Here is a 21,224-nt window from a genome sequence, read left to right as displayed (position 1 = left end):
CTTATTTGTAACAATGATTTTAATTGAAATATTTGGTAGGAATTGAATTAAACTGTAATTCCGCTTCCTCCAATAACTTTTAAACCCTCTTTGAAGTTTTTCCAAAAACGAATATATCTGTATTTTGCCTCAAAAGATTCTGAATTATAACTTCCTTTCAATTCCATTAAAACCACAACAACAGCCACATCATCAATTATATTTAAAGCTTCCATATTGGGAACAATTTCATTAACTTTAAATGTTCCTTCTCTATACATATTTAAATCTATTTCTTTGGTTATCATTTCTCCATTAGGAATAATAAATAACAGGTCGTTATGTAGTAATTTTTCAAGTGTGTTTATATTTCCTTCTATGATAGCTTGATATAAAATATTCTCATGTTCAACAACCTGATTTCTAGTAGTTGTAGTTTTCATAATTGATTAGCTAAACATAAATCTATGTTAAGTTTAACAAATATAATTTTAATGATCCAATGGAATAGTTTTATGAAATAAAAATGATTATAATTATTAGATAAATTTTTAACCTAGGAACATTACAAATGCAACTAACTATTTGTCGATTTCATCGAATACCTGTTCGCCTGAAAAAACAATAAAAAACGGCGCAAACTCCGAAGAGGCTTGCGCCGTTTTCCATCCCAAAACATTCAAAAATACAATTATAGATTTGGGAAATTTAACAATTGAACTTGCTGTTAAAACAGCTTATAAATTCGATTAATTGGGATTACAACCCCTTGCTTTAAAACGACATTTTTGTCTGTTACCGCCCAAACGGTAGTATTGACAATCTTCTTGGATTCATTGTCTTCAAAAAAAATTTTAATTTTTGAGTGTTCTAAATTCCCTAAAGATAAAGCCCTGTTTATCTCGCTTATTCTTGTTTTTACTTCGATATCATCCTCCAATACATCTGTAGTTGGAAACTTTAGAGAAGCAATATCTTCTTTCTCTATAATTGTGAATTCTTCTGTCATAATTGAAAAAATTAATTAATACTCTCCTTGTTATTGTCATTAAATAATGGGCTTAAATAGAAGTTAACCGAACAATAACCTATTATAAATTTAGCAACTTTCCTTTATATTTTTGCCAATATTTTATTAATTTTTACCAAACATTTATAAATTTAAGAATAAAAAATCATAAATATTTTCTACAAATAGACAGGGTTTCTTTTCGAAAAAAAAGAGTTAGTTATGCCTTTTTAGTGTATTTTTACATAACAAATACCTGCTAATAAGCTGTTATAACTTAATGCCTTTCTGGCCAAAACAACATCTCTTGGAAAATCTAGCCCTATTCATACTATTAGCGTTACTAGCTGAAATTTTAGGAACCGTAGGCGGATTTGGTTCTTCTTTATTCTTTGTCCCAATTGCTAGTTATTTTTTAGATTTTCATTCGGTTTTAGGGATTACTGCACTTTTTCATGTTTCGAGTAACATCACTAAAATAGCTTTTTTCAGAAAAGGATTTGACAAAAAACTACTGCTCACCATAGGTGTCCCCGCAGTTCTTTTTGTAATTATAGGATCGTTTATCAGTAAATACATTGAAACTAAAATTCTTGAAATTGCACTTGCTGCGTTCTTAATTCTAATCAGTTTGTTTTTTCTTGTTTTTAAAAACATTAGTATCAAGCCAACTCTTTCTAATTCCATACTGGGCGGAACCTTGTCTGGATTAATTGCGGGATTACTAGGAACAGGTGGAGCCATTAGAGGAATGACCTTAGCGGCTTACAACCTAAAAATGGAAGTCTTTATTGCAACCTCTGCCATTATTGATTTGGCCATTGATTCCAGCAGAAGTTTTGTATATACCTACAACGGCTATGTTCACCAACACGATTTGTACCTCATCCCTATTTTACTTGGTGTTAGTATTGCAGGAACCTACATAGGCAAAAAAATTCTAAGTCGGATTTCGGAAACACAATTCAAATCGATTGTTTTAGTTTTGATTTTGATTACAGGTCTTATTACTCTTTTTAAAATAATCTTCAAATAAAAATCGCAAACTAGCCTACACATGGTAGTACTAATTTGCGATTTTGCACTTTATAATCTCAATAATTTATATATCGACTATCTGTTTCGTAAACCATCATTGAGATTGACACACAGATGAAACGGATTTTAACAAATTATCGCAGATTATGATTCACAAAGAGTTGTAAAAATCCGTTTTTATCTGTTCAATCAGTGTCATCTGTGGCCTATTTTTTATTTAGTCCGCATAGCGGACAGTCCTAATTTATATTGTTTCCTCCTCGGTCTCTGTTACAAATTCCATGTGATCTTCTACTTCAGCGATCACCGGTTTTGAAGCTTTTAAGGTATTGAATCGTTCTAATTGTTCTAACTCGTCCTCATCACCACTAAAATAAGGGAAAACGTCTAATACAGCCGATTCTGAAATAGCCGGAATACTATAATCTCCCATAGTGCCTTTCATAGTATGAACAGTATTATCATAAGCCTCTTTTACATCATTAGCCTGAACCAGAAAATACATATTGGTCTTGCGTTCCTTTCCACTTTCTTCATCGTAAGCAATTAAAGAAATTTTGGACTTAAACCATCTATCCGCATTTTCAAAAGGATGAATTTCGGCATAATTAGCTACTTTAATATTCGCAATTTTAAATTCTTCACTCACATAAGCCTTCATTTCTTCATTAATTCTACTTTCGGCTTCAGTAAAAGAAATAGCGTCTACCAAATAGATTTCGCCTACCATTTTTTGATTTCCAGTTTCGTCCGTCTTTCTATATTTTACTTTGCATTCGTACCAAATTGCGCTCATATTTTTAATTTTTTAAGGATGCCAAAGATAAATTTTAGCACCTAATAAATACAGAAATTTAGAAATAGATATTCACAAATTTTACTCCTACCCGCTAGTTTGTTCGCTTTGAAGTTATTAGAATATTCAAAACCGAAATACTAATATAGTAGACAACTGATAGTAGTAAATCGAATCTTGATTTACAAAATACCACACAAAAAAACTAAAAAACAAGCCATTAAACCCCAAAAAATAAGCTTTTTTTTAACGGTTTTAAAATGTTAATATTAGGTTAAATAAAAATTAAACAACTGTTTAATTTAAACAGTTGTTTAATTTTGCAGTGTAATTCAAAAATAAATTCAAGTGAAAACTGATTTTAATGAAAAACAGATCCAAATTCTTCTGATTGCCGAAAAACTATTCGCAGAAAATGGATTTGAAAAAACTTCCATTCGAACTATTGCTAAAGAAGCCGATATTAATATCGCCATGGTTTCTTACTATTTTGGTTCGAAAGAAAAATTATTAGAAGCTTTGATTATTTATCGTACCTCGGATTTGAAGATTAAAATTGAAAATTTATCTCATGAAAAGTTAGATCCGGTGGAAAAAATAGATAAGCTCATTGAACTCTATATCAATCGTATCAGATGCAATAAAGGCATTTACCGAATTTTACATTTCGAATTTTCATCAGAAGAAAAAGAAGATAAATTGAAAGTCTTAAACGAAGTAAGAGACAAAAATTTAAAATCCTTGGAAACCATTATCCATGAAGGACAAGAAAAAGGAATCTTTAGAAAAGACGTAAATATTCCTTTAATTCCACCAACAATTATGGGTACGTTTTTCCACTTTAGCATGAACAAAGCTTATTTCAAAAAACTATTGAATCTCGAAACGGATGAAGCTTTTGAGGAGTACCTACAAACTAAATTTAAAACCCATATTCAACAAACAATAAAAGCACTGCTAACCTATGAAAGCTAATTATTTACTACTCTTTGGTGTTTTTATTCTGGGAATAGCTCCCACAAATGCACAAGACAAAAAGAGTTTGTCACTAGAGGAAGCCATCCGACTGGCTTGGGAGAAAAGCAATGAAGTTAATTTGGCCAATACCAAGGTAATGACTAAAAAATACGAATTACAATCGTTTAAAAACCACAGATATCCCGATTTGAAAGCTTCTGCTCAATACCAACGATTGACAAAAGCAGATATCGATTTAAAAAGCAATGGCGCAACAAATGAAAGTGGTTCACAATCAAAAGCACCCAATGTAGACCAATTAGTACTTGGACAAATAACGGCCAACTTGCCTATTTTTTCTGGATTCAAATTACAAAATAGTATCAAGGTTTCGGATAATTTATACCAAGCAGAAACAGCCAATGCTTTGCAAACCAAAGAAGAAACGGCTATGCAAGTCATCAATTATTATATTGCCTTGTACCAAGCCGAAAAAACAGTTGAATTGCTTACTGAAAATTACAAAAGTGCAGCCCAACGTGTCAAAGATTTTACCGAATTGGAAAAAAACGAAATCGTACCTAAAAACGATTTGCTAAAAACACAATTGCAGCTTTCTAAGGTAAAATTGTCTTTAGATAAGGCAAAAAGCGATTTAAATGTAGTGAATTATGAATTGGCTACCTTATTAAAATTGAATCCAGATACTAAAATTGAAGTGAATGAAAGTGATTTGGCTATTTTGGAAATGAATACACTTCCAAAAGATGAAAATCCAGCATTAGAAAATCGTAAAGATTTAGAAGCCTTACGCTTTCAAGAGAAAGCCAGTTTAGCTAGTATAAAAGTTGCTCGAAGTGGTTATTATCCTTCGCTATCCCTTTTAGCGGGTTACACTACATTGGATTTAAAAAATGTGGTAACGGTACAAAATGCTATGAATTTTGGAATAGGTCTTTCGTACAACATCAGTGATATTTTTAAAAATGGCACCGAAGTTAAAATTGCCAAAAGCAAAGCGGCCGAAGTTCAAAACGCTGAAAACATGCTAACTGACTATATTAAAATTCAAGTACAAAAAGCATTAGAAAACTATGATTTAGCTCTAAAACAAGACGAAGTTTATTCACAGGCAGTTGAACAGGCTTCAGAAAACTACCGAATTATCAAAGACAAATACGATAATGGTTTAGCGGACACCAATGACTTATTAGAGGCCGATGTTGAACAATTAAGTGCAAAAATCAATAAAACCGTAGCCAAAACGAATGTAATTCAGAAATATTACAATGTATTAGCAGCTTCAGGTCAATTAAACCAAACTTTCAATCTTTCTAAAATATAATCGATACCTAAAATGGAAAAGAAAAATACAAATAAAAAATTTATAACTATAATAGGTAGTTTAGTACTATTAGGTGTTATATATGGTTCTTACAAATACATTCATTCCTTATCTCACGAAAGCACAGATGATGCTCAAGTAGAAAAATACATGACTCCTATCATCCCTAGAGTTTCGGGTTATATTAGCAAGGTTTACATCAAAGACAATGATTTTGTAAAAAAAGGAGATACTTTGTTTACGATTGACCATAAAGATTATGAACTAAAAATTGACGAGGCCGAAGCAGCATTGGCAGCGGCTCAAGGAAATTATGAAGTTTCTAAAGCAGATGTAGGTAGTATTTTAGCTAGTGTTTCGGTTTCGGATGCCAATGTAAAATCGGCTACTGGAAATATTCAAACTGCTAAAATCAAATTAGGATTGGCAACAAATGATTTTAACCGTTACAGCAATTTGTATAAAAATCATACGATTACCAAACAACAATATGAACAGGCTTTAGCTGCAAAACAAGAAGCTGAAAATCAAGTTCGCATATTAGAACAACAACAAAGAGCAACCGCTTTTCAAAAATCCGTTACACAGGCTAAATCGGTAGTATCAGACAAACAAATTGATGTCGCTTCGGCTAATATCAAAAAAGCACAAGCTTTATTAGAAACAGCTAAATTGAACTTGAGTTACACTGTAGTAACAGCAGCAATGGACGGACAGGTTTCTAAAATTGACCTTCAACCAGGACAATTGGTACAACCAGGGCAATCTTTATTTTACATTATCAATAACAATGAAGCTTGGGTAATTGCCAATTTCAAAGAAACACAATTGAACAAAATGGTAGCTGGTCAAAAAGTAGCTTTAAAAGTAGATGCTTATCCTGATTACGAATTCAAAGGAACCATTACCTCCTTTTCTCCTGCTACAGGTTCTCGTTTTTCTATTTTACCTCCAGATAATGCAACTGGTAACTTCGTAAAAACGATTCAGCGATTACCCGTGAAAATTAGTATTGATGCGACTAATGATATTGAAAAAGTAAAACTATTACGTCCTGGAATGAACGTAGAAGTAGATGTACATATTAAATAAAAATGACAGTAGCAGACGACGATTTAGTAGAATATGGCTTTAGGAGGGTTATCATAACCATTACCGCAGTACTTTGTGCTTTGCTGGAAATTGTTGATACCACTATTGTCAACGTGGCTTTGACCGATATGAGGGGAAGCTTAGGAGCTACCCTAACGGATGTAGCTTGGGTAATTACTGCCTATGCCATTGCAAACGTTATTGTAATCCCTATGACAAGCTGGCTTTCGCAACAATTTGGAAGACGTAATTATTTTGCAGTATCGATCATTACTTTTACAGTTTCTTCTTTTTTATGCGGAAATGCTACTAACATTTGGGAATTAGTTGCCTTCCGATTTGTACAAGGTTTAGGAGGTGGCGCATTGCTGGTTACAGCCCAAACCATTATTACCGAAAGTTATCCTGTAGCTAAACGAGGAATGGCGCAAGCTATTTACGGAATGGGTGTAATTGTGGGCCCTACATTAGGGCCGCCATTAGGAGGATATTTAGTAGATAATTTTGCATGGCCTTATATTTTTTACATCAATATCCCTTTAGGAATTATTGCTACATTGTTAACCTTAAGCTTTGTAAGAAGCCCTAAATACGGTGAAAAATTAAAATCCAATCAGGTAGACTGGTACGGAATTATACTTTTGGCCTCTTTTATTGGTTCTTTACAATTTGTTTTGGAACACGGACAACAAGATGATTGGTTCAACGACAGCACAATAGTCACATTGAGTATTATCTCTTTATTGGGGCTCATCCTTTTTATTTGGAGACAATTAGTATACAAATATCCTATTGTAAACTTAAAAGTATTAAAAGACAGTAATTTGCGAATTGGAACCATAATGAGTTTCATCATGGGTTTTGGATTGTACGGTTCAACATTGATTATTCCTATTTATACTCAGGCTATACTAGGATGGACAGCTACTGACGCTGGTTTATTATTGATTCCAGGTTCCATCACCACTGCTATAATGATGCCTTTTGTGGGGAAAATGATTCAGAAAGGTGTTCCTCAAAGTTACATGGTAGCAGTAGGGTTTTTAATCTTTTTCATTTTTACATTGAGTATGTATTATAACATGACTCCTGATACAGGTGTAGAACATATGTTTTGGCCTTTAATATTAAGAGGTGTTGGTTTAGGATTGCTTTTTGTACCTATCACTACCCTATCACTCTCAACATTAAAAGGAAAGAATATTGGTGAAGGAGCTGCTTTTACAGGTATGATGAGACAATTAGGTGGTTCGTTTGGTATTGCCATCATTACCACTTTCATCACCCGATTAACACAGATGCACCGTGTAAATTTAATAGCTAATCTTGACAGTAACACTTTTGAAGTACAACAAAGAATAGCTCAGCTGCAAAAAGGTTTTATATCCAAAGGCTATTCGATTAACGAATCACTGAAAAAAGCTTACGAAGTACTTGATTTTTCAGTTATTAAACAAAGTACTGTTTTAGCCTACATGGATATTTTTCTCTATCTAGGTTTGCTGTTTTTATGCTGCATTCCTTTTATTTTATTAATCAAAAAAGGCAAAAACAAAGTCAATCCTGCCGATGCAATGCATTAATTTAGATTGCAGAATTTAGATTTCAGATTATAAATGCTTGATAACAAAAAGCCGTTCCAAATGATTTTGGAACGGCTTTTTACTTATATATACTTTAAAATTTTACTTTAAAATTCAAAAACTTATATGACTTATATGTTTCAAAAAAAAACTACCTAGTAAAAACCAAATGATTCCCTTTAGACAAATTAGCATCAAACTGATAGCCTTCGTAATTAAAACCTTTTAAATCTTCAATCGTTTCTGCCTGAGTATCGATAATATAACGCACCATCATTCCCCTAGCCTTTTTGGCAAAAAAACTAATCATTTTTAATTTACCATCCTTATAATCCTTAAAATCAGGAGTAATAACAGGAACTTTCAACGCTTTGGCATCAATCGCTGAAAAATATTCATTGCTGCCCAAATTCACGAACAACTCATCCTTTTTTAATTCTTTATTCAAAGCATTCGTTAAGGTAGTTTTCCAAAAATCATAAAGATTTTTTTTGTCTTCGATAGGTAATTTAGTCCCCATTTCTAATCGATACGCCTGCATCAAATCTAATGGTTTCAAAATACCATACAAGCCCGATAAAATTCGTAATTTATCCTGAAGCACTTCCAGTTTTTCAACCGGAATCGTAAAAGCATCTAAACCGGTGTACACATCTCCATCAAAGGTATAGATCGCAGGACGAGCATTTTCAGGGGTAAAAGGCGTTTTCCACTCTTTATTGCGTTGCCAGTTCAAATCGGCCAACTTATCTGAAATAGCCATTAATTCGGATAATTCCTTTGGAGATTGCTGTTTTAAAACTTTATGTACTTGACGAGATTCCTTTAAAAAAGAAGGTTGTGAAAACTGAGCCGTAGGCAATTCTCTCTCAAAATTTAACGATTTGGCAGGGGATATAACTATTTTCATAAAGGCGTATTGCAAATTTTATTACACAATTCAAAAATACTACATTGAGGCCAAATTAAAATATCCAATATGATAGTTTTAATCTAATGCTACATAAAAAGCCTCTATTATCAATAAAACAATCGTTAATTATTTAAAATACTGTTTTTCTAAAAAAAAATTACAGTGTACTCTAAATCTATAATTTACGCATCACTATTCTAGTTTAAATGAAGCCAATAAAAAGTTCAAATTTGAATATTAACATTTGTACTCTTGGGTTTGAACAAGTATTTCGTTACTTTGCAGTAGGCCTAATTTATTATCTAAGGCCTATTCTAAAATCTATTTAATGCCTAAATTCTGTTTTTCACACAGTAATTGGCTTAAATTTTATCCTTATCATGAAAAAAACAATTAAACGCCTTTACAAAACAGACCTGTTTAAAGAATTTTTTGAAAATGAAAAATCCAGTGGACTGGTATTAATCGCCTGCACGATTGTTTCTTTATTGCTGGCAAACTCTGCTTTTTCAACTGACTATTTACATACTTGGCACATGAAAATAGGTACAGAAAGCCTTGAATATTGGATTAACGATGGCTTAATGACTATTTTCTTCTTGCTCATTGGGTTGGAACTTGAAAGAGAAATCTACCTTGGCGAACTATCTAACATCAAAGAAGCCTTATTACCCATATTTGCAGCTCTAGGAGGAATGTTAGTGCCTGCTGGTATTTATTTAGCACTCAATTGGGGAACTGTAGCACAATCAGGAGCTGGAATCCCTATGGCTACTGACATTGCGTTTGCCTTAGGAGTCTTGTCTTTATTAGGAAACCGTGTTCCTTTATCCCTAAAAGTATTTTTAACAGCTCTTGCGGTTATTGACGATTTAGGTGCCATACTCGTGATTGCTATTTTTTATACTAAAACTATATTTTGGTTCAATCTAGGAGTCGCAGCCACTATTTTATTGGTTCTTTTCATCCTTAATCGAATGAAAGTAAGAAACCTAATTCCTTACCTTATTGGTGGAGTAATTATGTGGTATTTTATGTTAAACTCAGGAATACATGCTACCATTACAGGGGTTTTATTGGCATTTGTAATTCCTTTTGGAGATGGAAGCGAAAAATCGGTTTCTTATCAATTGCAACATTATTTACACAAACCGGTAGCCTTTTTTATCCTTCCCTTATTTGCCTTAGCCAATACAGCTATCGTTCTAGGTTCAGATATTGCTGAAACATTACACTTACATTACAGTATGGGAATCATGCTGGGTTTAATCGCTGGAAAACCATTAGGAATTGCCTTGTTTAGCTTTTTAGCAGTCGCTATTGGTCTATGTAAATTACCTAAAGACTTAAAATGGAAAACTATCATTGGGGTTGGTTTCCTAGGTGGAATTGGATTCACGATGTCCATTTTTGTAACATTATTAGCTTTTGATGATCACCATATCATTAACAATGCTAAATTTATTATTTTACTCTCTTCACTAACCGCTGGTATTATCGGTTTTATTGCCTTAAAACTAAATTTAAGAAAAAAATAATGCAAGCAATACTAACGAAAATTTTCTCTTATACCAACCTTCACAAAGGAGAAGAGGATAAATCAAAAGTTTTAGATACTGTAAAAAATAACATTACTTTTAGAGGTTCTAATTTATGGATTTTAGCCTGCGCTATTGTTGTCGCTTCTGTAGGTTTAAATGTAAACTCGACAGCTGTAATTATAGGTGCCATGCTTATTTCTCCTTTAATGGGACCTATTGTTGGCGCTGGTTTTGGCCTAGGAACCTATGATTTTGAGTTATTAAAAAAGTCCTTAAAAAACTTATTCATCGCAACAATTGTTAGTTTAATTGTATCTACCATCTATTTTTTTATCAGCCCTTTCAAAGAGGCTCAACCGGAATTATTATCGCGAACTTCTCCTAATATTTATGATATCCTTATTGCTTTTTTTGGAGGAATCGTGGGGGCTGTTGCAATAACCAGAATCGAAAAAGGAAATCCCATACCTGGTGTTGCGATCGCAACTGCCTTAATGCCACCGCTATGTACAGCAGGTTATGGTCTGGCTACAGCCAATTTAAAATACTTTCTGGGAGCAATGTATCTCTATGGTATTAACTGTATTTTTATCTGTATATCCACCTTTTTGATTGTCAAATACTTGTCCTACCCTATTAAAAAACAACTTGACGAAACCACTCAAAAAAAAGTAAAATACTATATCAGTACCTTACTTATTATATTTATTCTTCCCAGTATCTATTTTGCCTATTTACTATTTGAAGAAAAAAAATTCCAACATGAAATTAATGTCTTTACCGAAAAAGAGTTTACCGAAAAAGGCATCACAATCATTTATAAAAAATCCGTATTTAACAAAAATCCAAAACGTTTAGAATTGGGTTTTCTTAGCAAACGATTTAACAAATCCGAAATCAAAGAGCTGAACGATAGGCTAAAAGAATACGATCTAAAAAACACAAAGCTGATAATTAAACAAGACACGACGGATTTAAAAAGTGACATCTTAAACGAAATCAATTTTAACAAATCGACTTTAAGTGAAAAAGACGTAACAATTTTAAAGCTAAAAAAACAAATTGAAGCCAATAGTTACAATACCTCAAAACTTCTGGCTGAAATGAAAATTTTGTTCCCAACAATAGAAAACATCTCGATTTCAAATCATGTTTTTAATGCTACAACTGATAGTATACGCACTGTCCCTATTCTTATTTATAAAAGTAAAAACGAATTAGAACAAGCAGAAAAAAACAAAATCATGCAATGGTTGAAACAGCGCTTATCTAAAAAACACATCGAAATGTATCGCCAAAACTAAAAGCTATTTACGATAATAACCCTTTAGAAAATTTAAAAATGGATTTATTTAATCCCGAATTTAACCCAAACGACAACCGCTTACCCAAAGATGGAACGGTATTGTATTATGGTAAAGTGATGGATTACCACAAAGCGCATTTTTATTTTAATCGTTTATTAGAAACAATTGAATGGCGTAATGATGAAGCGATCATTTTTGGCCAACTTATTACTACCAAAAGAAAAGTGGCTTGGTACGGAGATCGCTATTTTAAATACAGTTATTCAAAAATTACAAAAGAAGCCTTACCCTGGACCGAAGAATTACTTGCCTTAAAACAATTAGCCGAAGAAAAAACAGCGGAAACCTACAATTCCTGTTTGCTCAATTTATACCATGATGGCAATGAAGGAATGGCTTGGCATAGCGATGCCGAAAAAGATTTGAAAAAAAATGGTGCCATTGCATCGATGAGTTTTGGTGCCGAACGAAAATTTGCTTTCAAACATAAATCCACCAAAGAAACCGTGAGTTTGTTCTTAGAAAACGGAAGTTTACTAGTCATGAAAGACGAAACGCAAACCCATTGGCTCCATCGCCTGCCTCCAAGCAAAAAAATAGTAAAAGCCAGAATTAATTTGACCTTTAGGACTATCAATACTTTCGAAACCTCTTTATAAATTCTTTTCCAAAGTCAAATCTAATTTGTAAAACAAGCTAATTTGTGCATTTTATTTGACGAAAAATCCCCTTAATTCATTTTGTTTGGGCTATAAAAAGTGATAAACATAGGAAATATTTTGTTTTTCAAGAGACCTTTAGTATCTTTCACATCGATTTAACCAATTTACAGCAACCTTAAACATTTAAAAAAATGTTAGAAGAAATGAATGATAACCTGTCACAAACGAATAAGGAGACAGATGGAAACTTAGCTACTGATGTTCAAACTACAACTGAAGCAGCTAATGACCTAGCTACTGAAGAAACAGTAGAAAACACGGATGTTTTAAAAAAGCAACAAGCCTTAAATGAAATCGAGGCTTCGAATGCCGAAGAACACGAAGATGAAACCCTTAAAGGCCGTCATGAAATTCCAATGCTTGACTATGACAGCCTTTCAATGGAAAGACTTGTCGATGAATTACAAAAACTGGTTTCGAATGAAGCCGTTATGTCGATACGTGAGCATGTAGAGGAAATTAAAAAGGCCTTTTTATCTAAATACAACCATTTTATAGAGGAAAAAAAGGAAGAATATTTTGCAGAAAATCCAGATACAACAGAAGATTTTCAATATCATTTCCCTTTAAAATCAAAATTTGATCAATTTTATACCCTTTATAAGGAAAACAAAAATACCCACTTTAAAAGTCTACAAAATAGCTTAAAAGCCAATCTAGACAATCGTTTAGCCATTGTAGAAGAACTAAAAGAGTTAATTAATCCAAATGAGAATATTAAGGACACGCTAAAACATTTTAACGAACTTAGAGAACGTTGGAAAAATGCAGGTCCAATTCCAAAAGACAAATACAATCACGTTTGGAACAATTATCATTTCCATGTAGAAAATTTTTACGATTATCTACACTTAGATAGAGAAGCCAGAGACCTAGACTTTAAACACAACCTTGAGCAAAAACAAAAAATTATTGCACGTGTTGAAGAACTACTTCACGAAGAAGACATCAATAAAGCATTCCGAGAATTACAAGACTTACACCGTATTTGGAAAGAAGAGTTAGGTCCTGTTTCAAAAGAATTCCGTGATGAAATATGGAATCAATTTAGTGATTTAACTAAAAAAATGCATGATAAACGCGAAGTCCTTTTCGAAAAAATGAGAGGAACTGAGCTAGAAAATCTTGAGAAAAAGAAAACTATTATTGCTCAAATTGAAGAATTGGCTACGATAAAAGTCAATGCACATTCGCAATGGTTGCTTCAAATTGAAAAAGTAGAAGCCTTAAGAGAAGCTTTTTTCTCAACTGGTAAAGTGCCTGCAGATGTAAATGAAGACACTTGGGCTGCTTTTAAAAATGCTGTTAGAAACTTTAATGCCTTCAAAAATTCGTTTTACAAAGACATTAAAAAAGAACAAAACGAAAATCTAAACAAGAAAAATGCCTTGGTTGCCAAAGCAAACGAGTTGAAAGACAGTGAAGATTTTGCTGCTACAACTCCAATCATGAAGCAAATTCAGGAAGATTGGAAAAAAATTGGCCATGTCCCTAGAAAATATTCTGATAAGGTGTGGGCTGAATTTAAAGAAGCCTGTAACCATTATTTTGACCGCTTAAAGGAACACCGTAGCGAACACAATACGGAAGAAATGGAAGCTTTCGACAAAAAGAAAGCCTATTTAGAGACCCTCAAAGAATTCCAACTTGTGGGTGACCACAAAACCGATTTGGATGCCATTAAACAACATATTGAGAATTGGAAAAGCTTTGGTAAAGTTCCTTTTACCAGACGTCATATCGAAGGTAAATTCAATAAAATTCTTGATGCGTTGTTTGAAAAACTAAGTTTGAGTAAGAAAGATTCAGATATGATGCGTTTTGCTAACAAACTAGAAAACCTTTCGGAAAGTAATGATAGTAGAAAACTAGAAAACGAAAAGATTTTCATCATTCGTAAGATTGAAGAAGTACAAAACGAAATTTTCCAGTTAGAAAACAACATTCAGTTTTTTACCAATACTAAAAATGCCAAAAAAGAAAACTCAATTGTGCTAGAAGTACGTAAAAACATTGCTATCCACAAAGAAAGTTTAGAAACCTGGAAAGAAAAACTAAAACAACTTAGAAACCTTAATCAAGAAGAGTAATTTCTAAAAGGTAGTTTGAAGTTAGAAGAAGTTAGAAGTATAAAAACAGCGATTTTCAATTGAAAGTCGCTGTTTTATTTTTTTATATTTCACAACTCACAAAGTATGACAATTATCATTTCTAGTACGTTCTAATCGAACTACTTTTGGAAAGTAAAATAATTGATCATGAAAAATTCTTTGATTCAAAAATACAATGTACCTGGTCCTCGCTATACCAGCTACCCTACTGTTCCTTACTGGAATGAAACCCAATTTACTTATGAAAATTGGACCAACTCTTTCAAAAAAGCATTCAAAGAAAGTAATGCCAAAGAAGGAATCAGCCTGTATATTCACCTTCCTTTTTGCGAAAGTCTATGTACCTTTTGCGGATGCAACAAGCGAATTACAAAGAATCACGAAGTAGAATCTCCCTATATTCAAGCGGTTATAAAAGAATGGCGTTTATACAGTAAATTGCTAGACGAAAAACCAATTATTAAAGAAATTCATTTAGGCGGTGGAACTCCTACCTTCTTTTCGACTAAAAATTTGGAAGATTTAATCAACGGAATTTTTGCCTATGCCACACGTGCCCAAGAGTACGAATTTAGTTTTGAAGGACACCCTAACAATACCACTTATGCTCATTTGCAAAAACTTTACGATTTAGGCTTTAGAAGAGTGAGTTTTGGTGTACAGGATTATGCCGAAAAAGTACAAAAAGCCATCCACCGCGAACAGCCTTTTCATAATGTAGCCAAAGTAAGTTTTTGGGCCAAAGAAATTGGCTATACTTCCATAGGACACGATATTATTTTTGGTTTACCTTTCCAAACCATCGAAAACGTAGTGGATACTATCGAAAAAACCAAATCCCTACAACCCGACCGATTGGCTTTTTACAGCTATGCCCATGTGCCTTGGATAAAAGGAAATGGACAACGCGGTTTTAAAGACGAAGACATTCCAAAAGATGAAGAAAAACGAATTTTATACCAAGTAGGCAAAGAATTATTGCAAAAAAACGGCTACCACGAAATAGGTATGGACCATTTTGCGCTGCCTACTGATAGCTTATACCAATCCTTCAAAAAAGGACAATTACATCGTAATTTTATGGGCTATAGCTCCTCTAAAACCCAATTAATGATTGGTTTGGGAGTTTCTTCAATCAGTGATAGCTGGTACAGTTTTGCCCAAAACGAGAAAAACCTCGACGATTACTATCAATTGTTAGAATGGGACAAACTGCCTATTTTTAGAGGACATCAACTTACTGATGAAGACTTGATTATCCGAAAACACATTCTGAATTTGATGTGCCAATTTGAAACTACTTGGAACACAACAGAAAACTACTTTCCTGAAATTCCGGAAGTACTAGAACAATTGCACGAAATGGAAAACGACGGCATCCTCATCATCAAGGAAAACGGCATTCAGGTAACCGATAAAGGCAAAGCCTATGTTCGAAATATCTGTATGGCTTTTGACTTGCATTTAAAACGAAAAGCCCCTGAAACCGCCTTGTTTTCGATGACAGTATAACAACTTTTGTAAGCTAGAGCGTAGTCGAGAACCAAACACATTAATTTCCTTATCCGATTTGTACCCTCAAATCGGATTTTTTATTTCATCATGCAATGACAATACTAATTCACAATCACTATTTCATGGATTAGCTTAACGACTATATTTTAGCCTTCGACAAGCTCTGGGTGATAACATAAACGCTATATTTGTTTTTAGTCTGTGGTATTTTTCATAGTCTGAAATTGTGGGTCTTTGTAATAGAAATAGTTAAACAAAGAATATATGAGATTTATAGTAGCCTTAGCATTTTCTTTAATTTTATTATCTTGTAATGAGTCTTTTGAAGTATTAGATACTGAAAAATTTAATATTGAAATAGCATCAAGAAGTGACATAAAAACTCCTGAAGAGTTAATAACTATATTTTACAATTTTCCAGAAAACGAATCTAAACCAAAACTAGAAATATCAAAAACTGAAATTAGTGAAAATGTTTTTGAAATTACTTTAATTCACGATAATCAACAGGATGATTCTCAAAAAGCCGAAAAAATAATTATGACTGCTGAAAAAGTTGGAACAAAATGGTTTGCAAAAAAAATTATTCGAAATTGGAAATGTTACTCAGGAAGATGGACACAGATTGGGGAACCGAAAAATTGTAATTAAAAAAACGAAACACAACAACGTAGGCGTTACAAACCTCCACTAAAAACAAATTTCGACTAAAAAACATAAAATTCGACCTCTTTTAAACCGATGTAAAAGAGGTTTATTTTTTAGAAAAGCCAAAGACTAAAATTAAAATGGCTTACAATCGAGTTTTTAAAAATATAAAACATAGTTTTTACAAAAACATCAATAAACCGAATAGGATTATCTGCTGTAATTTTAACTTCTAAATTACTAAGCTCTGGCTGATAGCGAGAAATTCCTTGGATAGCTTGCATACTTTAAAACACAATTTTTCTCGCTTTAAAATAAATAATTTATACCCTGATGTTTTTTTTTGGATGATGTTATGACCAATCTTAAGCCGACAATGCAAATAGATATTGAAACAAAATTTTAAAATCTAAAAAAAAAAGACAAAAATTTTGAGAAACCGAAAAGTTGCACGTATATTTGCAACCAAACAGTTTCATATATAAATATTAAAAATGAGGCGAGATATCTTTCAAGCAATTTCAGACCCAACAAGACGCGCCATAATCGTCTTAATCGCATCACAACCTATGACACCAAACACCATAGCAGAGAACTTCAGCACAACAAGACAAGCGGTTTCAAAACATCTGCGGATTTTGACAGAATGCGAACTGATAAAACAAGAACATCAAGGCAGAGAAATTTATTATTCCCTTGAAATTGACAAAATGAAAGAAATTGACAAATGGCTTGAACAATTCAGAAAAATTTGGGAAACCAAGTTTAATCAACTAGACAATTTATTAACTATAATTAAAAAACAAAAAAATGAACCGTAATTTATTATTTGACTTTATTGTCGACAAAGAAACACAAACAGTAAACGTAAAACGTGAGTTTAATGCAGGCTTATCATTAGTTTGGGACGCTTGGACAAAACCAGAATTACTTGACCAATGGTGGGCACCAAAACCGTATCAAAACAAAACCAAGTCAATGGATTTTAGAGAAGGTGGAACTTGGCTATATTGTATGATAAGCCCTGAAAATGAAGTGCATTGGTGCAAAAACGACTATTTAAAAATTGAACATCAAAAGAGCTATACTGGTTTAGATGCCTTTTGCGATGAAAATGGAGTAATAAACACAGCAATGCCGCGAACAGAATGGACTAATACCTTTACAGAAGAAAATAATATAACTTTAGTAACTATCATTGCAAAATATAAAACTTTAGCCGATTTAGAAACAGTTATAGAAATGGGTTTTAAAGAAGGATTTACAATGGGATTAAATCAACTGGATACTTTATTAATATCACTAAACCAATAATTTATTATGAAAAAGAATAAAATTATATTTTGGGTAACTACTATCATTATTGCTCTTATGGAAGGTGTAATGCCCTTAGCTACTTGGATTTTCGCACCACAATACATGACTATTGGGACAAAAGCATTAGGCTATCCCGACTATTTTGCCTATGCCCTAATCGTTGCAAAAATACTTGGTGTAATAGCTATTCTATATCCTAAAACACCAAAAATGTTAAAAGAATGGGCTTATGCAGGATTTACTTTCAATTTATTATTTGCATTTATTAGCCACGCCATTGTTGACAAAGAAATTGGCAATATGATAATGCCATTGGTTATTTTAGCAGTACTTCTAATATCTTATATATATAAAGATAAAATTTCAAGAAACAATAAAATTTAAAAAAAATGGCAAAACAAATATTCATCAATTTAGCAGTAAAAGACCTTAAAAAATCCATGGCTTTTTATACTGCATTAGGCTTTACAAACAATCCTCAATTTTCAGACGATGCAGGAAAATGTATGGTTTGGAGTGAAAGCATTTTTTTGATGTTACTCAATCATGAAAAATTCTCATCTTTTACTACAAAGCCAATAGCTGATACAAAATCTAACATTGCAGGCCTTTTTTCATTGTCTTTAGAAAGTATTGAAGAAGTGAATAATCTGATGACAAATGGGCTTAAAGCAGGTGGAATTGAACCCAATGAAATGAGAGATTATGGATTTATGCAGCAACGAACTATTGAAGATTTTGACGGACATACTTGGGAAATATTCTTCATGGATATGAGTAAATTTCCCACCGACCAACCAAACGGATAAAAAAAGGTAATAATAGCCGTAGTAGCTGTAGTACATCCGTTACTAAAAACTAATTTCAACAAAAAACAATATGAAACCTCTTTTAAAGCGATTTAAAGGAGGGTTCTTATTTACACTTTTACTCCTCCCCTTTTTTTATTGAGACAAGAAACTAAAAAAAACTTTGAAATTTGCCCCAGAATCAAGCATTTCAAAAACTAATCCTACTTTATTGATGTAATTTAAAGAATAATAAACCTAATCTTTCTTTATGTTCCATCTTATTTTTAAATTTACAGTGTAATTCCGAAATATGAACTACGCTATGGAAGCTATTTCGACAAATAAAAAAACCTTTCAGCTACAGGAAAACGGGCAACTCATAGGAGAATTGCTCTACGAGAGTTTATTTTTTCGCAATGCTGAAATCAAACTTTCGGATGCGGAATCTTATGCGATAAAACCACAAGGAGTTTTTAAAACGACTTTTAGTTTATCAAAAAATGCAACTGACATAGCTACTTTTGGTATGAATTGGCGAGGACACATTGAGTTTGTAATGGCCGATGGACAAGAGTTTGTGCTTAAAGGAAAAGGCTTTTTTCATAACAAATATATCCTAGAAAATAAAGCGGGAGAAGTTCTAATGTTTTTTAAACCTGAATTTGTTTGGCGAAAATTCCGTTACAATTATTGCATTTATTTTGACAAAATACCACTTGAAAATCACCTCGTTTTATTTGCGGTTTACGCCACTAATTATATCATTTCGACCGCTTCTTCAGCTTCTTCAGGAATGGGATAACCACTACTGCCTTATAGAAATACAATTCTAAAACACCCCAATTTTTTAATGAAATCTAACAAATCCCTTGCGATTGCCTTAGGGCTATTATCGGCCTTATTTTTTGCTGTAACCTTTGTATTTAATCGATTAATGGCTATTCAAGGCGGACATTGGATATGGAGTGCTTCTTTGCGCTTTTTCTGGATGACACCAATCTTATTACTCTTAGTCCTTTTTAGAAAAAAATTAAAGTTTTTAATTAACGAAATGAGTCTGAATTTAGGGCAATGGATCTTATGGAGCAGCATCGGTTTTGGTTTGTTCTATAGTTTATTGACATTTGCTGCTGCATATGGTCCCTCATGGTTAGTTGCAAGTACTTGGCAAATTACAATTATTGCTGGGATGTTTATTGCTCCATTGATAAACAAAACAAGTTTTAAATCGAGCATTTCTTTACCAATCCTTCTATTCTCATTAATCATTTTGTCAGGTATTGTCATTATGCAAATTAGCCAGGCTCAATCGGTTTCAACCCAAGAAATTTTACTAGGCACTTTACCTGTTGTAATTGCGGCTTTTGCTTATCCGCTGGGCAATCGCAAAATGATGCAAATTACAAATGGAAAATTAAACGCTTTGGAACGAACTTTAGGAATGACGCTGGCTAGTTTGCCCTTTTGGTTTGGGTTATCACTCTATGGATTCACCATCAACGAATTACCTAGTATACCGCAATTGGGACAGACATTGGTTGTAGCGCTATGCTCTGGAGTGATTGCAACGGTTCTTTTCTTTATGGCAACTGATAAAGTACAAAAAGAGGAAAAAGCTTTAGCGTCAGTTGAAGCTACACAATCGGCAGAAGTGCTTTTTGCGCTCCTTGGAGAAATCCTTCTATTAAAAATACATTTGCCTGACCTGTATTCTATCATTGGAATAGTATTAGTTATTATTGGTATGCTTTTGCATAGCTTGAAGAAAGAATAAAAAAACGGCTTCCTAAAAAGAAAGCCGCTTTTCAACCGAATCTATTAAAATAAAAAAAACCTCAATGACAATTAGGATTCGCTTGTACAAACAAGCTAACTGTTGCGGGTGATACATAAGGAATCCCCAAACCTAATCCTCTTAAAATGAACAAAAAACCTATTAAAACCACTACAAAAGGGATTACTTTTTGAATACGGTTTCGCATACCTAAACTGATGAACGATTGAATATAAACCACTGAACTCATCAAAGGAACGGTACCTAATCCAAACAAAATCATATACAAAACCCCAAGACTGCTACTCTGCATAGCAATGGCTCCAAACAAAGCCACATACACCATTCCGCAAGGCAAAAAACCATTTAATAAACCAATGGTAAAAAGAGACTGATAGGTCTTCTTTTTAAACTGTTTTCCTAAAGTTTCTTTCACTTTAGCAATCAATCGAAATACCGGTTTGGAAAAATTATAGTTGGCAAATGTTTTTTCAGGAATTAGTATCACCAAAATCATTAATAAGCCAATAATTATTGACATTTTTTGTTGCATCCCAGCCATGTAAAAACCTTTCCCTAACAATCCAAAAACAAAACCTACGGTTGCATAAGCCGAAATTCGCCCAAAATGATAACTCATTATCTGCATTATCTTTTTGCTCGGATTACTTCGCTCTACAGGCAACATCATAGCAATAGGACCACACATCCCAATACAGTGTAGGCTACTAATTAGTCCGAATAACAAAGCGGTGTAAAGCATTTTTTTTCTGTTAGGAGTTTATT

General features: G+C 33.0%; 22 protein-coding genes. 17 read left to right on the top strand and 5 right to left on the bottom strand.

The window, feature by feature from the left end; genetic code table 11:
* Window positions 1-47: 47 nt before the first annotated feature.
* Window positions 48-422 carry a nuclear transport factor 2 family protein gene (locus ACFPTQ_RS07390; RefSeq protein ID WP_379775769.1) on the bottom strand — a complete coding sequence of 125 codons (375 nt, stop codon included), beginning with the start codon at window positions 420-422 and terminating at the stop codon, window positions 48-50.
* A 284-nt stretch (window positions 423-706) separates the two neighbouring features.
* On the bottom strand, window positions 707-988 hold the full coding sequence (locus tag ACFPTQ_RS07385; RefSeq protein WP_379775766.1) for a hypothetical protein: 282 nt from the start codon (window positions 986-988) through the stop codon (window positions 707-709).
* A gap of 307 nt (window positions 989-1,295) precedes the next feature.
* Between ACFPTQ_RS07385 and ACFPTQ_RS07380 the strand changes: the two genes are divergently transcribed.
* Window positions 1,296-2,024 (top strand): sulfite exporter TauE/SafE family protein, encoded by a 729-nt coding sequence (locus ACFPTQ_RS07380; RefSeq protein WP_379775763.1) that lies wholly within the window; start codon window positions 1,296-1,298, stop codon window positions 2,022-2,024.
* 246 nt (window positions 2,025-2,270) lie between these two features.
* Here the strand turns inward: ACFPTQ_RS07380 and ACFPTQ_RS07375 are convergent, their stop codons facing one another.
* Window positions 2,271-2,822 (bottom strand): DUF4494 domain-containing protein, encoded by a 552-nt coding sequence (locus tag ACFPTQ_RS07375; protein WP_278035321.1) that lies wholly within the window; start codon window positions 2,820-2,822, stop codon window positions 2,271-2,273.
* Between the two features lie 348 nt (window positions 2,823-3,170).
* Between ACFPTQ_RS07375 and ACFPTQ_RS07370 the strand changes: the two genes are divergently transcribed.
* The 4 genes from ACFPTQ_RS07370 to ACFPTQ_RS07355 are packed head-to-tail and all read left to right on the top strand — an operon-like array spanning window position 3,171 to window position 7,799.
* Complete coding sequence (locus tag ACFPTQ_RS07370) at window positions 3,171-3,797, top strand: TetR/AcrR family transcriptional regulator (protein WP_340696420.1); 627 nt, start codon at window positions 3,171-3,173, stop codon at window positions 3,795-3,797.
* Entirely contained in the window at window positions 3,787-5,124 is a 1,338-nt protein-coding gene (locus ACFPTQ_RS07365) for a TolC family protein (protein WP_379775759.1), read from the top strand. The genes ACFPTQ_RS07370 and ACFPTQ_RS07365 overlap by 11 nt, the downstream gene beginning before the upstream one ends.
* Before the next feature lie 12 nt (window positions 5,125-5,136).
* A complete protein-coding gene (locus ACFPTQ_RS07360) occupies window positions 5,137-6,216 on the top strand; it encodes an HlyD family secretion protein (protein ID WP_379775756.1) in 1,080 nt (359 codons plus the stop codon).
* Window positions 6,217-6,218: 2 nt separating this feature from the next.
* Window positions 6,219-7,799, top strand: a complete 1,581-nt coding sequence (locus tag ACFPTQ_RS07355) for an MDR family MFS transporter (protein ID WP_379775753.1) — start codon at window positions 6,219-6,221, stop codon at window positions 7,797-7,799.
* A 151-nt stretch (window positions 7,800-7,950) separates the two neighbouring features.
* On the opposite strand, the gene yaaA is transcribed toward ACFPTQ_RS07355, so the two are convergent.
* Window positions 7,951-8,709 (bottom strand): peroxide stress protein YaaA, encoded by a 759-nt coding sequence (gene yaaA / locus ACFPTQ_RS07350; protein ID WP_379775750.1) that lies wholly within the window; start codon window positions 8,707-8,709, stop codon window positions 7,951-7,953.
* A gap of 383 nt (window positions 8,710-9,092) precedes the next feature.
* On the opposite strand from yaaA, the gene nhaA reads away from it, so the two are divergent.
* From nhaA to ACFPTQ_RS07290, 12 genes are all read left to right on the top strand, one after another.
* On the top strand, window positions 9,093-10,250 hold the full coding sequence (nhaA, locus tag ACFPTQ_RS07345; protein ID WP_379775748.1) for a Na+/H+ antiporter NhaA: 1,158 nt from the start codon (window positions 9,093-9,095) through the stop codon (window positions 10,248-10,250).
* Window positions 10,250-11,557, top strand: coding sequence for a TIGR00341 family protein (locus ACFPTQ_RS07340; RefSeq protein ID WP_379775745.1), 1,308 nt, complete (start codon window positions 10,250-10,252; stop codon window positions 11,555-11,557). Before nhaA ends, ACFPTQ_RS07340 begins: the two co-directional genes overlap by 1 nt.
* 38 nt (window positions 11,558-11,595) lie before the next feature.
* Complete coding sequence (locus ACFPTQ_RS07335; RefSeq protein WP_379775742.1) at window positions 11,596-12,219, top strand: alpha-ketoglutarate-dependent dioxygenase AlkB family protein; 624 nt, start codon at window positions 11,596-11,598, stop codon at window positions 12,217-12,219.
* A 194-nt stretch (window positions 12,220-12,413) separates the two neighbouring features.
* Complete coding sequence (locus ACFPTQ_RS07330; RefSeq protein ID WP_379775739.1) at window positions 12,414-14,372, top strand: DUF349 domain-containing protein; 1,959 nt, start codon at window positions 12,414-12,416, stop codon at window positions 14,370-14,372.
* Window positions 14,373-14,540: 168 nt separating this feature from the next.
* On the top strand, window positions 14,541-15,905 hold the full coding sequence (gene hemN, locus ACFPTQ_RS07325; protein ID WP_379775736.1) for an oxygen-independent coproporphyrinogen III oxidase: 1,365 nt from the start codon (window positions 14,541-14,543) through the stop codon (window positions 15,903-15,905).
* A 267-nt stretch (window positions 15,906-16,172) separates the two neighbouring features.
* Window positions 16,173-16,559 (top strand): hypothetical protein, encoded by a 387-nt coding sequence (locus tag ACFPTQ_RS07320; RefSeq protein WP_379775734.1) that lies wholly within the window; start codon window positions 16,173-16,175, stop codon window positions 16,557-16,559.
* Between the two features lie 491 nt (window positions 16,560-17,050).
* Window positions 17,051-17,377 carry an ArsR/SmtB family transcription factor gene (locus tag ACFPTQ_RS07315; protein WP_379775731.1) on the top strand — a complete coding sequence of 109 codons (327 nt, stop codon included), beginning with the start codon at window positions 17,051-17,053 and terminating at the stop codon, window positions 17,375-17,377.
* Window positions 17,367-17,870, top strand: a complete 504-nt coding sequence (locus ACFPTQ_RS07310; protein WP_379775728.1) for an SRPBCC family protein — start codon at window positions 17,367-17,369, stop codon at window positions 17,868-17,870. Before ACFPTQ_RS07315 ends, ACFPTQ_RS07310 begins: the two co-directional genes overlap by 11 nt.
* A gap of 6 nt (window positions 17,871-17,876) precedes the next feature.
* On the top strand, window positions 17,877-18,257 hold the full coding sequence (locus ACFPTQ_RS07305; protein ID WP_379775725.1) for a DoxX family protein: 381 nt from the start codon (window positions 17,877-17,879) through the stop codon (window positions 18,255-18,257).
* Between the two features lie 5 nt (window positions 18,258-18,262).
* A complete protein-coding gene (locus ACFPTQ_RS07300; RefSeq protein ID WP_379775722.1) occupies window positions 18,263-18,682 on the top strand; it encodes a VOC family protein in 420 nt (139 codons plus the stop codon).
* A gap of 292 nt (window positions 18,683-18,974) precedes the next feature.
* Window positions 18,975-19,466: a hypothetical protein gene (locus tag ACFPTQ_RS07295; protein WP_379775719.1), complete on the top strand. Its 492-nt coding sequence runs from the start codon at window positions 18,975-18,977 to the stop codon at window positions 19,464-19,466.
* A gap of 48 nt (window positions 19,467-19,514) precedes the next feature.
* Complete coding sequence (locus tag ACFPTQ_RS07290; RefSeq protein ID WP_379775716.1) at window positions 19,515-20,438, top strand: multidrug resistance efflux transporter family protein; 924 nt, start codon at window positions 19,515-19,517, stop codon at window positions 20,436-20,438.
* Window positions 20,439-20,499: 61 nt separating this feature from the next.
* On the opposite strand, the gene ACFPTQ_RS07285 is transcribed toward ACFPTQ_RS07290, so the two are convergent.
* Window positions 20,500-21,201, bottom strand: a complete 702-nt coding sequence (locus ACFPTQ_RS07285) for a sulfite exporter TauE/SafE family protein (protein ID WP_379775713.1) — start codon at window positions 21,199-21,201, stop codon at window positions 20,500-20,502.
* Window positions 21,202-21,224: the final 23 nt, after the last annotated feature.

Source organism: Flavobacterium sp. GCM10022190, assembly GCF_042656445.1.
GTDB classification, from domain to species: domain Bacteria; phylum Bacteroidota; class Bacteroidia; order Flavobacteriales; family Flavobacteriaceae; genus Flavobacterium; species Flavobacterium nitratireducens.
The sequence above is the reverse complement of the archived record's forward strand: the minus strand, read 5'-3'. Positions and strand labels throughout refer to the sequence as shown.

What these genes read in the sequence shown, in the direction of transcription:
- ACFPTQ_RS07310 (WP_379775728.1), top strand. Translation starts at nt 17,367, where the DNA reads ATGAACCGTAATTTATTATTTGACTTTATTGTCGACAAAGAAACACAA.
- ACFPTQ_RS07330 (WP_379775739.1), top strand. Translation starts at nt 12,414, where the DNA reads ATGTTAGAAGAAATGAATGATAACCTGTCACAAACGAATAAGGAGACA.
- ACFPTQ_RS07335 (WP_379775742.1), top strand. Translation starts at nt 11,596, where the DNA reads ATGGATTTATTTAATCCCGAATTTAACCCAAACGACAACCGCTTACCC.
- ACFPTQ_RS07305 (WP_379775725.1), top strand. Translation starts at nt 17,877, where the DNA reads ATGAAAAAGAATAAAATTATATTTTGGGTAACTACTATCATTATTGCT.
- ACFPTQ_RS07365 (WP_379775759.1), top strand. Translation starts at nt 3,787, where the DNA reads ATGAAAGCTAATTATTTACTACTCTTTGGTGTTTTTATTCTGGGAATA.
- ACFPTQ_RS07295 (WP_379775719.1), top strand. Translation starts at nt 18,975, where the DNA reads ATGAACTACGCTATGGAAGCTATTTCGACAAATAAAAAAACCTTTCAG.
- ACFPTQ_RS07390 (WP_379775769.1), bottom strand. Translation starts at nt 422, where the DNA reads ATGAAAACTACAACTACTAGAAATCAGGTTGTTGAACATGAGAATATT.
- ACFPTQ_RS07360 (WP_379775756.1), top strand. Translation starts at nt 5,137, where the DNA reads ATGGAAAAGAAAAATACAAATAAAAAATTTATAACTATAATAGGTAGT.
- ACFPTQ_RS07340 (WP_379775745.1), top strand. Translation starts at nt 10,250, where the DNA reads ATGCAAGCAATACTAACGAAAATTTTCTCTTATACCAACCTTCACAAA.
- yaaA (WP_379775750.1), bottom strand. Translation starts at nt 8,709, where the DNA reads ATGAAAATAGTTATATCCCCTGCCAAATCGTTAAATTTTGAGAGAGAA.
- ACFPTQ_RS07320 (WP_379775734.1), top strand. Translation starts at nt 16,173, where the DNA reads ATGAGATTTATAGTAGCCTTAGCATTTTCTTTAATTTTATTATCTTGT.
- ACFPTQ_RS07355 (WP_379775753.1), top strand. Translation starts at nt 6,219, where the DNA reads ATGACAGTAGCAGACGACGATTTAGTAGAATATGGCTTTAGGAGGGTT.
- hemN (WP_379775736.1), top strand. Translation starts at nt 14,541, where the DNA reads ATGAAAAATTCTTTGATTCAAAAATACAATGTACCTGGTCCTCGCTAT.
- nhaA (WP_379775748.1), top strand. Translation starts at nt 9,093, where the DNA reads ATGAAAAAAACAATTAAACGCCTTTACAAAACAGACCTGTTTAAAGAA.
- ACFPTQ_RS07290 (WP_379775716.1), top strand. Translation starts at nt 19,515, where the DNA reads ATGAAATCTAACAAATCCCTTGCGATTGCCTTAGGGCTATTATCGGCC.
- ACFPTQ_RS07285 (WP_379775713.1), bottom strand. Translation starts at nt 21,201, where the DNA reads ATGCTTTACACCGCTTTGTTATTCGGACTAATTAGTAGCCTACACTGT.
- ACFPTQ_RS07375 (WP_278035321.1), bottom strand. Translation starts at nt 2,822, where the DNA reads ATGAGCGCAATTTGGTACGAATGCAAAGTAAAATATAGAAAGACGGAC.
- ACFPTQ_RS07385 (WP_379775766.1), bottom strand. Translation starts at nt 988, where the DNA reads ATGACAGAAGAATTCACAATTATAGAGAAAGAAGATATTGCTTCTCTA.
- ACFPTQ_RS07300 (WP_379775722.1), top strand. Translation starts at nt 18,263, where the DNA reads ATGGCAAAACAAATATTCATCAATTTAGCAGTAAAAGACCTTAAAAAA.
- ACFPTQ_RS07315 (WP_379775731.1), top strand. Translation starts at nt 17,051, where the DNA reads ATGAGGCGAGATATCTTTCAAGCAATTTCAGACCCAACAAGACGCGCC.